Here is a 12,296-nt window from a genome sequence, read left to right on the forward strand (position 1 = left end):
GACCGATATCCTACCGAGGAGAGCGCAAGCGATCCCGCAGGCGGCTCGCCTCGAGGACGACGAGGTAGGCATCGAAGGCGTGGCGCAGCGTCACGGGCTCGCCTCGCCTCGCGGCCCTGACGGCGCCACGGAAGGCCGCATACCGAGGGCCCTCGAGGCCGAGGAGGAACGCCACGTGGGCGGGCTCGAGCGGAGACGGCGAGGCTCCGACGTGCGCCCCCACGGCCGCGAAGACGCGCGAGAGCACGACGTCGCACGAGAGGATCGCGGCGTGTGCGTCGCTCCGCGCGAGGTGCGCCTCGGCGAGCTCGACCGCGCGACGCTCCGAGTCCGACCCTGAGAAGAGCGCGCGGAACGAGAAGCCCGGGCCGGCCTCGCCGATGGGAGCGCTCGGCACGGGCGGCGGCTCGGAGATGGGCTCTGCCGACGGGAGGTCCTCCTCCAAGGGCGACTTCGCGGAGAGGGCGGTCCCCCCTTCGGTGGTCGCAAAAGGAGCCTTGGGCTCCGGAGGCGGACGCGGGAGGATCGGCAAGGGATCGAGGTCGAGATCCTCGGTCACCGACACGGTCGACGGGAGGCGCGACGACGGCTCTTCGGGGGCCGGGGCGTCGGCACGAACGGCGGGAGGCGGAGACTCCGTGGGGCTCGAAGCGGGCGAGGTTCCTTGCGCGTCGGGCTTGTCGCTCGGCCGCGAGGGGCGAGGCGGACCGTCGACCATCGACTTGAGGACGCCAGCGATTCCGCCCGCGTCGTCCATGATGCCGAGGAGCGGACGGGCGTCGAGCTCGTCACCTTCGTGGGCCTTCAGCACGAGGCGCGTGATGCGCTCGAGCCCCTCGAAGACGCCTTCGCCCGAGGTCGCGATCGTCTCGAGCGACGGCGCACCGTGCGGGTTGAACCGGCGCTCGAGCTCGTCGACCGGGACCGCATCCGGCAGGTCGCGTTTGTTCCAGTGGAACGTGTGAGGGATGCGCTCGAGCGGCCGCTTCAGCTCCTCGAGGTTCTGCCGAAGGTCGTCGAGGGACTCTTGGTTCGGCTCGATGCGCCCCTCTTGCGAGTCGGCGACGAACACGATCCCGTCGACCCCGGAGAGAAGGAGCTTGCGCGTGGCCCCGTAATAGAGCTGCCCCGGAACCGTGTAGAGCTGCAGGCGCACGGTCATTCCACGGACCCGCGGGACGCGCAGCGGCAGAAAATCGAAGTGCAGCGTTCGGTCCTGCTGCGTGGCGACGCTCACGAGCTTCCCGCGGTTTTCGGGCTTCGTGGAAGCGAAGAGCGTCTTCAGCGTGGTGGTCTTGCCACCGAGGCCGGGGCCGTAGAAGACGAGCTTGAACGACAGCTCACGGGTGTGCGGGTTCAGCGTCGGCATCGCTCGGCGGGTCGCAGCGTAGACCAGAACGCACCTCGAGGGACAGCCGAACCGGAGCCGCTCGCCACGGCCCGGTCGAGCGCGCCGACGTCCGCCCCCGAGAGGGGCCCTCGTCGCCGGTTTTGAGGTAAGCTCGCGTCATGAGGGGCTTCATCGACCTTCATTGCCACTGGATCCCCGGGATCGACGACGGCGCACGTACGGTCGACGAGGGGGTCGCCATGCTCGAGCGGCTCCATACGGCGGGGTTCGACACGGTGGTGGCCACGCCACACACGAGGCCGGGCATGTTCGAGAACGACGCGACGGGCCTGCGCGACGCGTTCGAGGCCGCCGTCCCGGCGATCCGAGCGGCGGCCCGCGGCGCGCTCCCGTCCCTCGCGCTGGCGAGCGAGCACTTCTTCGACGACGTGGTCTACGCGCGCCTCCGCGAGGGCCACGTCCTCCCCTACCCGCCCCTCCCGGGTCGCCCGTACAAGCGCGTGCGACCGATCCTGGTCGAGCTCTCGCCGCGGGCGTTTCCACCGCAGCTCCAAGCGCGATTCTTCGACTTCCGCAAAGCGGGGCTCTCGGCCGTGCTCGCCCACCCCGAACGCTACCAGCCCGTGTGGGACGACGATCGCTGCCTCGACGCGCTCATCGACGCCGGCGCTCAGCTCCTCCTCGACGTGTGCGCCCTTGTCGGAAAGTATGGCTCGAAGCCTCAGCGGATCGCCGAAAAATTACTCGACGAGGGTGCGTACTCCGCCGCATGCTCCGATGCGCATCGCCCCGAGGACGTCGAGGTGACCGAGCGAGCCATCGAGCGGCTCGCCGCGATCGGGGGGCCCGACGAGGTCGATCGGATGCTTCGTCGGGGCCCGACCACGATCCTCGACGGGCGCGGCGCCATCGCCTCGTGACCTCCGACCGCGGGCTCGAAGGCACGAAACGCCCGGAACCCGCCCTTCGCGCCGGCCGGTCGAACGGATTCTCGGGACGGACTACCCATGGACGCGCTCTCTCCTGTAAGGTGACCCCGCGCGTCCGTGAGCGCGGGGAACCTCGGGAGGACAGAGATGGCAGAGAAGATCGCGATCATCGGGCTGGGTTACGTTGGGCTTCCCGTCGCGCTGGCGTTCGCGAAGGCCTTTCCCGGCACCGTCGGGTTCGACATCCACAAGGAGAAGGTCGCCGAGCTCGCCCGCGGGTACGACCGCAACCACGAGGTCTCCGAAGAGGAGCTCAAGGCGAACCCTCTCAAAATCACGAGCAACCCCGAGGACTTGAAGGGCACCACGTTCTTCGTCGTGGCCGTGCCGACGCCCGTCGACCAGAACAACGTGCCCGACCTCACGCCCGTCGTGAAGTCGTCGGAGACCGTGGGGCGCGCGCTCACGAAGGGCGCGGTCGTCGTCTACGAGTCGACCGTGTACCCCGGCGTGACGGAGGACATCTGCGGCCCCATCCTCGAGCGTGTCTCGGGCCTCGCGCGCAGCGATTTCAAGCTCGGCTACTCGCCCGAGCGCATCAACCCGGGTGACAAGGAGCACACGCTCGAGCGCATCACCAAGGTCGTCTCGGGCGAGGACGGCCCCACCCTCGAGCGCGTCGCCGCCGCCTACGGCGCGATCATCCACGCCGGCATCCACAAGGCCCAGTCGATCAAGGTGGCCGAGGCCGCGAAGGTCATCGAGAACACGCAGCGCGACCTCAACATCGCCCTGGTGAACGAGCTGTCGATCATCTTCGATCGCATCGGGATCCGCACCGCCGACGTGCTCGCCGCCGCCGCGACGAAATGGAACTTCCTCAAGTTCCGCCCGGGCCTCGTCGGAGGTCACTGCATCGGCGTCGACCCGTACTACCTCACCACCAAGGCGCAAGAGCTCGGCTACCAGCCCGAGGTCATCCTCGCGGGGCGGCGCATCAACAACCACATGAGCGCCCACATCGCCCAGAAGACGGTGAAGATGCTCATCAACGCCGATCGCCCGGTGAAGGGAGCCAAGGTCGGCGTGCTCGGGCTCACGTTCAAGGAAGACTGCAACGATCTCCGGAACAGCAAGGTCCCGGACATCCTGAAGGAGCTCGCGACCTTCGGCATCGACGCGATCATCCACGACCCGATCGCGAGCGCGCCCGAGGCCGTGCACGAGTACGGGCTCACGCTCTCGCCGATCGAGGCGTTCAAGGACCTCGACGCGGTCATCCTCGCCGTGAGCCACAAAGAGTTCCTCGCGCTCGGGCAGGCCCACATCGAAGGGCTCGTGCACGAAGGGGGCGTCCTCGTCGACGTGAAGAGCGTCCTCGAGCCCACGAAGGTCTCGCGGAAGCTGCATTACTGGAGCGTGTAGTGCCCGAGAATCCGTTCCCACGCGGCGCAGCCAAAGCTGCGCCGCGTGGCTTTTTTCGGCAAAATGCCGGCAAGCTCGTCGCCTCGGCCGTGATCACCGCGAGCATCCTCTTCGCCATGAAGAAGGGGGGGCTCACGCTCGTTCCGGCCGACACGTCGGTCTTTCGGAGCGTGAAGTGGTGGACGGTCCCCGCCTACGCCGCGACGTTCCTCGCGATGACGTGGTTTCGGGCCGTACGTTGGCGCTTCTTGCTTCGGTCGTTCGTGACGATCTCGAAGCGGCGCACGTTCGCCATCTCGTGCATCGGCTTCGCCGCCATCTTGCTCTTGCCCTTCCGTATCGGTGAGCTCGTACGGCCGTACATGGTGCGGAAAAAGGGCGCCGTGAGCCTCTCCTCGGCGACCGGCTCGGTGGTCGGAGAGCGCGTGGTCGACGGGCTCTTTCTGAGCGGACTCCTCGCCGTGGCGCTCGTCACCGTCCCCCACCTCGATCCGCTTCCGGAGAAGGTGGTGGGCCTCCCCATCGGGGTCGAGCACGTTCGGACGAGCGGCTTCGTCATGCTCGGGGTCTTCGCGGCCGCCTTCGTCACGATCTTCGTCTTCTATTTCGCCCGTGATTTTGCCCGGCGCGCGACGCTCGCGGTGTTCGGCGTCGTCTCGCGCAGGCTCGGAGAGAAGCTCGCCGAGATCGCCGAGAAGCTCGCGAACGGCCTGCACGCGTTCGGCAACGGCAAGGACGCCGGGGGCTTCCTCCTCGAGACCACCATCTACTGGCTCATCAACGCGTTCGGCATGTGGCTGCTCGCGTGGGGCACCGGGGTCTGCCACGCGGACGGCTCTCCCATTACGTTCGGCGAGGCCGTCGCGCTCATGGGCATGTTGGGCGTGACCATCCTGATCCCAGGGCCGCCCGGCCTGCTCGGCGTCTTCCACGCCGGCATCTACGCGGGCATGTCGATGTACTTCCCGGAGAGCGTGGTCGTGGGCGCCGGAGCCGCCTACGTGTTCCTGCTCTACGCCTCGCAGCTCGCCCTGAGCACCCTCCTCGGCGCCTACTTCTTCTTCACCCACAAGGGCGAGGTCCGGGACGCGATCGAGGCGAGCGAGAGCTCGGATCAAGACAGCATGGCTCCCCCCGCCGCCGACCGCTAGCGCACTGCCTCCGATCCGAGCGCGGGTCAGTTCGCGGGGACGAAGCTTCCATTCACGCACCTACGGCTGCAGCTGGCGGTGAAGGCTCCGTTCTTCCAACAAATGAAGCTCCCGCCGTTCGTCGGGTTCGGTAGGTCCTCGACGCAGTCGACCGGGCTCGCGAGGCAGCTCGCGCGTGTCTGGGCGTTGTCCATGTCTTGGGGGCGGAGGCCCGGCTCGTTCGGGGTGCAGGTGGCCGGCGCCGTGCCGCCTCCAGGGGGCGCCGCCGACACGAGGTTGCGGTCGGAGGGAGGCCCGTCGACGCGGAGCTGGAAGATGAAGTACGGCGGAACGCATCCCCCGACGGTCGTTCCGTTGGGGCCGGGGACACGGGCGCAGACGTAGTCGTCTCGACACTGGTTCGCGACGTCGCACTTCTGAAGTTGGAACAGATCCGACTGGATCTTCCCGCCCGTCTCGGACGTGAGACAGGTCTCGATCGCCTGGGTCTGCAGCTCGGCCTTCGCGAGCGTCGTGGACGCGGCGCCGAACTTGAAGAAGCAATACTCCTCGAAGCGGAGCTCCGGCACGCGCGTGCACACGACGTCGCGCCCACCAATATTGCTGACGGCGCCCGCCCCCGCCTGACGGCAACCTGTCGAGCACATCCCGCCCGGAAAGCCGTTGCGGTTCGGCAGGACGAAAGAGCCAGGTGCGCAGGGCGTCGGGTAGTTCGCTGCCGTACGCGCGACCCCATCGCCGTCGAGCGAGGGGATGAGCTGCGACGCGTTGGTCCACCGAGGCGTCACGGTGGAGAGCTGGGCCGGGTCCCCGATGCGACCGCCGCCGGCCGCACGGCAGGTCCCGAGGCGCGGCTTCGGGTCGAGTGTCCGACTCCCGTCCGCTCCGAGCGAGTACTTTCGCTCATCTCCACTCACATCCACGCACTCGAGGCCAGGAGCGCAATTCCAGCCTCCGAAGGTCGCGTTGTCGAGCGAGCAGTGCGAGCCGATCGGGGCCGGCGCGTCGCCGCGGCCCGTGAATTTTCCGTCGGCGTCCATGTCGACGCCGGAGCGCCCGTGCCAAGGAAGCGGCTCATCGTAGGTGCGACCGTCCGCGCCAGCGGCGATGGCTTTGATGTACCCCAACCGGTAGGGGGTCTCCTCGAGCTCGAGGTGCGGGGAGACCCCCATGTGGACGGCGTTCCCGGATTGAGCCCGGTGGAGCTCGGGGCGCGCGGGGTCGTTGGGTCGTGGCTCCCCCACGATGTGGAAGCCCGCGATCGATCGCATCTGGTGGCACCCCTGGCAGGTGAGGCTGTCGAGGCGCCGAATGAGCATCGCGGGAGAACGGATCGTCTTGGTGCCGAGGAGCTGGCCCTCGATGTCCTTGAAGTCCGACTCGTCGAGGTACTCGCCGAACGGGCGATTGGCGCGCCGTGCCATCCCTCGCGTCGAGTGCGAGACGGCGAAGAGGGCGAGGTCCGCCCGCGGAGCACCCGGGTTGAACGACGAGATCCCCAGGTCGATCTTTGGGATGTTCGCCTTCACCCATCGCACCACGTCGGCGCGGTTCATGCCCTGACGCGGCACCATGGGGAGCTTGCCCACGCGGAGACCGGCGCTGGTCCCGTCGAACACCCGAATGACGTACTCGGCGTGGTCGTCGGGATCGTTGAGCTCGCTCGACTGATGCATCACCTGATAGTTGATGTCGACGCCGTAGAAGTCCTGGGTCCTCACGAAGCCGAGGGGGCGGAGCACGCGGTTCAGGAGGAAGGCCGGCCCGTGGCTCTCGCCGCTCCCTGGCACGCTCAGCCAGCGCCGCGCGTTCTCCTGGCAGTTGCCGCCCGCGAGCATGGGCTGCGAGAAGCGCACTTGGAACGTGAACGGGAGCAGCGTGAAGGGGCGGCCGTCGGGCTTGATGCCGAGCCGGTAGATGAGTCGAACGTCGCCGCAGCTGTTGCCTCCGAAGAGGCGGCCATCGAAGCCGTTCGACACGGCGATGAGCTCGATGTGCACCTTGTCGGACGTGAGCCAGGTCGGGTCGAAGAGGCGGTGGGCGTACTTGACGCCGACGCCGACGGACGGGCCGTAGTTGGGGAGGCGCGCCGCGACCGTGGCGTCGGAGGCCGGGGTCGTCCCGCCGATGCCGGTCCGGTCGAAAGGGAGACGCGCGCCGTCGAAGGGCACCTCTTTGTAACGCTCGTCGGTCACCGTGACGCCGTTGATGGCCTCGGGCTTGCCCTTGATCTCGTTCTCCACGACCCGCACGATCTCGCGATACGCGGCGGAGTCGGTGTACTTCCGCCCCGTGAAGGGCGCCGGGGCCGGCGCGCCCGCCGAGACGAGGCGCAACACGTGCTTGAAGGAGTAGCCATTCTCCTCGAGGAACATCATCGTGCGCGGCTCGGTCACGGTGACCGCGGCGCTCGTGGGAAGAGTGACGTTCGTCACGTCGATGTTCGAGTCGGTCGTTCCAGGCTCGTCGGTTTCGGCCGAGCCGCACGCGGCGACGACGGCGCAGGTCGAAGCGAGAGCCAAGGACGCCGGGAACGAGCGGAAGAAGCGCATGGATCCTCTCGGAGAGAACGCGGCGAGAGCGACAGCACCCCGCCCAAAACGGTGGGTCTACCACACGTACCTTCATGTGCCAGCGTTCCCGTACGCCCGCTACCGAGCCCACCCCGGCGCCCGTGTGCTAGGTCTCGGCCGATTCCGTGCGACGCGGGCCGCCCGGCCCCGTCCACCCCGCAGGAGGTCTCGGAGCATGCGTTCTGTCGTCGTCGGAGGGATCGGCTTGGTTGCGCTCGCGAGCGCGCTCGTGGGCTGCGGAGGCCCGGCAGGTGCCGTGGGAGAGGCCGTCCGGCCCAAGGCCGCCACGGGGCACGAGGCCATGGGCGAGGCCAACATCGCGGCGTGCGCCAAGGCGGTGGCCGGAGAGCCGCTCGTCGTCGACCTCAAGTCGAACGAGCGCTCGGACCTCGAGGTCGCCATCAAGGACGGCGTCGCGGTCGTGAGCTTCGACTGCAAAAACCTAAAGATTCTCAAGGGTTGCAGCGCACCCGGCAGCTACCGATTCGCCGGCGTCACGCGCAAAGAAGACGTCGTCCGGATGACGAACGCGGACGAGCTCGCGGCGAACCTGCCGCTCACCGGCGCGCAGCTCGCGGGCGAGATGAAGCGTGGCTCGACCCTCGACCTCGCGCTCGTGACCGTGGGCAAGAAGCGCACGACCGCGAGCGAGATCACGCGTCCCGAGCTCACCGGCGGCGGCACGTGCGACTCGGCGACGCACGTCGTGCGCGGCGTCTACGTGGGCGCGTTCGCGCTCGCGACGGGCACCGAGGGCGAGGTCAAAGCCGTGGCGCAGATCTTCGGGGCCGGAACGAGCGCGCAGAGCTCGTCGGCCAAGAAGACCGAGGCGCGCGACGGCGACCTCGAGGCGTGCCGAAAGTCGTCCCCCGACGCGAGCGAGCCTCCGGCCCAGTGCGCGGCCGTGACACGGCTCGAGCTCGTCCCGATCGTGGCCGCGAAGAAGACGGCCGAGGAGTCGAAACAGCAAGAGGCGCAGGCCGACACCCCCGCGTGCCCATCGGGTTTCACGTGGGGAGGCACGAAGTGCGTCTCGGGCAAGGCCGCCCAGAAGGCGTGCGACCGCGAAACCGGCACCCCGGAGGAGTGCGCCGCGGCCTGCAACGCCGGCAACGCCGAGAGCTGCTTCAACCTCGCCGTCTACGCGTCCGAGCCCGCGCGCACGATCACCGAGCCCGGCGGCAAGACGCGGACGACGCGCTTCGCCTCGCCGAACCCCGATCTCGCGATGCTCGAGAAGGCGTGCGCGCTCGGCCACGGGGTCTCGTGCAGCCGCGCCGCCAACACGTACGTCTCGAAGGCGTACGCCCCGAAGGCCACCGACGCTGAGCGCGCCAAGGCCGGAGAGAGCGCGACGAAGCTCCACACCGCCGGCTGCAACCTCGGCGAGCCGCACTCGTGCGTCGCTCTGGCGGAGGCCTTCGATCCGAGCAGCGCGGAGCGACCGGGCACGACGAAGAGCGCGGACAAGCACCTCGCGTTCACGCGCAGGGCCTGCGATCTCGGGCTCGGCTACGCGTGCGGGCGCCTGGGCGACATGCACCGCGACGGCAAGGGCGGCGCCAAAGAAGACTCGAAGCTCGCGATCGAGGCCTACGAGCGCCAATGCTCGTCGGGCGGGTTCTCCGACGGCGACGGCTGTTACAAAATCGGCGCGATCTACGCGAACGGCAAGGGGCTCCCGGCCGACAAGGACAAGGCCCTCACGCACCTCGAGCGCGCGTGCAACCTGCACAGCATGTTCGCCTGCATGGCCGGGCGGGAGCTCGCCCTCGAGTCGAAAGACACGACCCGCGCGCGGTCGTTCCTCGAGCGCGGCTGCACCAAAGACGTGCGCGGCTGGGACACCTGCCTCGCGCTCGGGGAGGCGTACGAGAAGGGCCAGCTCGGCCTCCAGAAAGACTTCGCGAAGGCCGCCGAGTCCTACGAGCTCGGGTGCGCCAAAGGGGCCTGCAAACGCGCCGGTGACCTCTACAAGTCGGGCGGTCAGGGCCTCAGCCCGTCCCCCGACAAGGCCCTCCACGCCTACACCCAGGGCTGCAACTTCTTCGGAGATTCGCAGGCCTGCGTCGGCGTCGAGGCCGTGCTCAAGACGAAGAGCAAGCCGGAGCTCGTCGAGTTCTACACCCTTCGGTGCGAAAGCCGAGGAGATGCGCGGGCTTGCGTGAAGCTCAAGGCGGCCGGAGGCACCCCCAAAGACGAGACGGTCAAGCGCTACGCCGAGTACGCCCAGACCCAGTGCCAAAAGCTCCACTACGGCGACGAGTGCAAGCTCTGGAAGGACCTCGGGGGGAGCCCGACGGCCAAAGAGCTCGCCCAGCCGACGCGCGAGGCGGAGGAGAAGAAGCGGGCCGACGAGGCCAAGAAGGCCGCTGGAACGAAGGCGAAGAAGTAGTCTCGCCCGAAAAGTTGGCCCTCGGCCTCGGCCTCTCGTAGCGGTGGGGCATGGACGCGCGCCGTGCCCCCATCCGCGAAAAAGCCCGAGCCTTCGGGCTCCGTCTCGTGCTCGCGGCCTCGGGCCCGGTGGTCGCGACGGGGCTCGGCCTCACCGTGGCCGCGCTCATCGTGTTCTCGGGCCCCGACGCCACCGCCAAGGCGAGCTACGAGTCCCTCTACGGGTACGACCGGACCTGGAACGCCGCCCTTCGCATGGTGCGCGTCGACATGGGCCTCAAGGTCATCGAGAAGGACGAATCGACCGGCTACCTGCTCTTCGAGTACAAGTCGACCGAGTCGGGGCAGAAGGTCACGAGCGGCTCGATGGAGCTCATTCGAGGCCGCGACGATGCCCCCGTGCGCGTCGTCGTGCAGCTCCCGCAGATGCCGCACTACCACGAGCAGGTCCTCGTCGACGCCCTCGCGAAGAAGCTCCGTCAGGAGTACGGCGATCCGCCGGCACGCGCACCTCGAAGCGAGAAGAAGCCGGCCGAGGACGCCGGCGCCCCCGACGCCTCGGAGCCCTGACCGGACCCGAGCGTCAGGCCCCGAGCGTCAGGAGCCGGGCATCGAGGGCGGCGCGGGCTTCTTCGCGAGCGAAGGCCCGGTCGCGTGCGCAGGCGCTTTGGCGGCCGGCGCGGCCTCGTCGGCCGCCGCGTCTTTGCAGCAGCGAAAGCCGAGCTGGTAAAACGAGAAGTGCTCGTAGTGGGCCGTGGTCATCGGGCGGCACCGCGTGCGCACGGGGCCCCAGTAGCCGCCCTTCGAGCCGCTCTTGTAGGGCGTGCCGCTCTCGTTCACGACCCACTCGTCCACGTTGCCCGCCATGTCGACGACGCCGTAGGGGCTGACGCACGCCTCGCGGGACCCGGAAGGATCACGCTGATCGAGCCGCGCGAACTCGGCGGCGCGCCGCTTCGGGTCGAACATGGCGTTCTCGTCGGGCTTCGGGTGAGGCTTGTCGATGTTGCACGCCTCGGCGTTGCGCGCGTAGCCGTACGGGTACGGGAGGCGCTCTTGGCCCTCGCAGGCGAGCGTCCACTCGCTGTCGTTGCAGAGCCGCTTTCCCTGCGCCTTGCACGCGTCGCGGGACTCGTACCAGGTCGCGCCCACCTGCGGCTTCTCGCCCGCTTTGTTGGGGAACTCGTACCGGTCCATACAGAAGTGCTTATGCACCGTCTTGGCCTGGCACGGCCCGGTGGGGGCGAACTCGGCGCAGCGCAGCTTGGTCTCGGGATCGAGCCAACGGAGGCAGCGCTGCTCGAGGGCCGGGCAATACTCCCCGTCGACCTCGACCATCCCCTCGGGGCAGCGGCTGTCCCCGGGATCGCTCGGCGCGGGCGTGGTGGTCAGCTTGAGCCCGTTCGTCGCGATGACGGCGCTCTCGTGCCCATCGCCGTCGAGCGGCGCGAGGCGACTTGGACCGTCGGACGCGCCGGGCTCACCTGCCCCGGGCTCGGCCCGCGCGACGTTCTCCTCCCCTTTGGTGCCCACACAGACAGAAACCAAAACGATTCCGAAGACCAAAGCCCCAAACTTCGAGCGCTTCATGATGTCTCCCGGCTCCTTCCGGCCCGTGCCTTCTCTCAAGAAAAGCAAGAGCGTTGCCACGTCTCTCTGAGCCTCTTTCGAGGTCCCGTGCCCCCGTCGCTCACCCGCCGGAACCCATGTCACGGCAAGCAAAATCGACCAAAGTTCACGGATCCAAGGGTACTTTGTCGCACCTACATTAGGCTACATTTCGGAGATCGGACCTCGGGAGGCGCCGGTTCTCGCGGGATCCGGGCGTGTGCGGGCGCCCTCGGGTGCGGTGACGGCACGACACAGCGTTCGTGCCACCACGACATCCGAGCCATGCGTACCGGGCTGCACGGTCCCAGGGGCCAGGCGCGAAGCTAGGCGGCGCGCCTCACGGTGCGCACAAGGCCTCGAGCTCGGCGAGCGGCACGTCGGGGCCGACGACGCCGGGCCCCGCGCAGCCGCGGAGGCACCGGGCGACCGTGCGAGGGCTCGGGGCGCAGACGACCAGCGCTCCCCCGACGCACCTCGCGTCGTCCGAGTCGCACGCGCCCTCGGGGGCCGGAGAGACGACGGGCACACTCCGCGCCCCCGGTGTGCGGCAGAGCGCAGCGCCCGCGTCCCCCAGGTAGACCTCCTCGCCCTCGAGGAGGCAGGGGCCCGGGCACTCGAGCTCGGTCACGAACGGGCAGGTGCACGACTCGCCGCGCTCGCATCGAACCGGCACGTGGCCCCCGAGGGACCGCTCGACCCTGCCCTCGCGGCAGCGCACGAGGCCCGCGGGGCAGTCGGTCCCCGAGAGCTCGAGGGGCGCCTCGGTCGCCTTTTTGGGGCCTTCGAGGAGCTCGCTCGCGCACCCCCTTCGGCACCCGAGCGACGCCATCGCCATGACGAAAACGACGAGACCCGCCGAAGG

9 protein-coding genes are annotated in these 12,296 nt (G+C 69.0%); 5 read left to right on the forward strand and 4 right to left on the reverse strand.

What is annotated here, in order from left to right; translation table 11 throughout:
- Positions 1-10 precede the first annotated feature (10 nt).
- Positions 11-1,369 (reverse strand): gliding motility protein, encoded by a 1,359-nt coding sequence (locus tag IPK71_22510; protein ID MBK8216512.1) that lies wholly within the window; start codon positions 1,367-1,369, stop codon positions 11-13.
- A gap of 140 nt (positions 1,370-1,509) precedes the next feature.
- Here IPK71_22510 and IPK71_22515 point away from each other — a divergent pair, with 140 nt between their 5' ends.
- The 3 genes from IPK71_22515 to IPK71_22525 all read left to right on the forward strand — a co-directional run bounded on the left by IPK71_22515 (position 1,510) and on the right by IPK71_22525 (position 4,856).
- Positions 1,510-2,271, forward strand: a complete 762-nt coding sequence (locus IPK71_22515) for a protein tyrosine phosphatase (protein MBK8216513.1) — start codon at positions 1,510-1,512, stop codon at positions 2,269-2,271.
- A gap of 156 nt (positions 2,272-2,427) precedes the next feature.
- On the forward strand, positions 2,428-3,705 hold the full coding sequence (locus IPK71_22520) for a nucleotide sugar dehydrogenase (protein ID MBK8216514.1): 1,278 nt from the start codon (positions 2,428-2,430) through the stop codon (positions 3,703-3,705).
- 116 nt (positions 3,706-3,821) lie between these two features.
- Positions 3,822-4,856 carry a flippase-like domain-containing protein gene (locus IPK71_22525; protein ID MBK8216515.1) on the forward strand — a complete coding sequence of 345 codons (1,035 nt, stop codon included), beginning with the start codon at positions 3,822-3,824 and terminating at the stop codon, positions 4,854-4,856.
- Between the two features lie 26 nt (positions 4,857-4,882).
- Here the strand turns inward: IPK71_22525 and IPK71_22530 are convergent, their stop codons facing one another.
- Positions 4,883-7,408, reverse strand: coding sequence for a hypothetical protein (locus IPK71_22530; protein ID MBK8216516.1), 2,526 nt, complete (start codon positions 7,406-7,408; stop codon positions 4,883-4,885).
- Between the two features lie 196 nt (positions 7,409-7,604).
- On the opposite strand from IPK71_22530, the gene IPK71_22535 reads away from it, so the two are divergent.
- Together IPK71_22535 and IPK71_22540 are read left to right on the forward strand one after the other, a co-directional pair.
- Positions 7,605-9,824: a sel1 repeat family protein gene (locus IPK71_22535; GenBank protein MBK8216517.1), complete on the forward strand. Its 2,220-nt coding sequence runs from the start codon at positions 7,605-7,607 to the stop codon at positions 9,822-9,824.
- Between the two features lie 50 nt (positions 9,825-9,874).
- Positions 9,875-10,393: a hypothetical protein gene (locus tag IPK71_22540; protein MBK8216518.1), complete on the forward strand. Its 519-nt coding sequence runs from the start codon at positions 9,875-9,877 to the stop codon at positions 10,391-10,393.
- Positions 10,394-10,420: 27 nt separating this feature from the next.
- Here the strand turns inward: IPK71_22540 and IPK71_22545 are convergent, their stop codons facing one another.
- A complete protein-coding gene (locus IPK71_22545) occupies positions 10,421-11,356 on the reverse strand; it encodes an SUMF1/EgtB/PvdO family nonheme iron enzyme (GenBank protein MBK8216519.1) in 936 nt (311 codons plus the stop codon).
- Between the two features lie 415 nt (positions 11,357-11,771).
- A complete protein-coding gene (locus tag IPK71_22550; protein ID MBK8216520.1) occupies positions 11,772-12,269 on the reverse strand; it encodes a hypothetical protein in 498 nt (165 codons plus the stop codon).
- Positions 12,270-12,296 lie beyond the last annotated feature (27 nt).

It is taken from the genome of Myxococcales bacterium (assembly GCA_016712525.1).
Classification (GTDB): domain Bacteria; phylum Myxococcota_A; class Polyangia; order Polyangiales; family Polyangiaceae; genus JAAFHV01.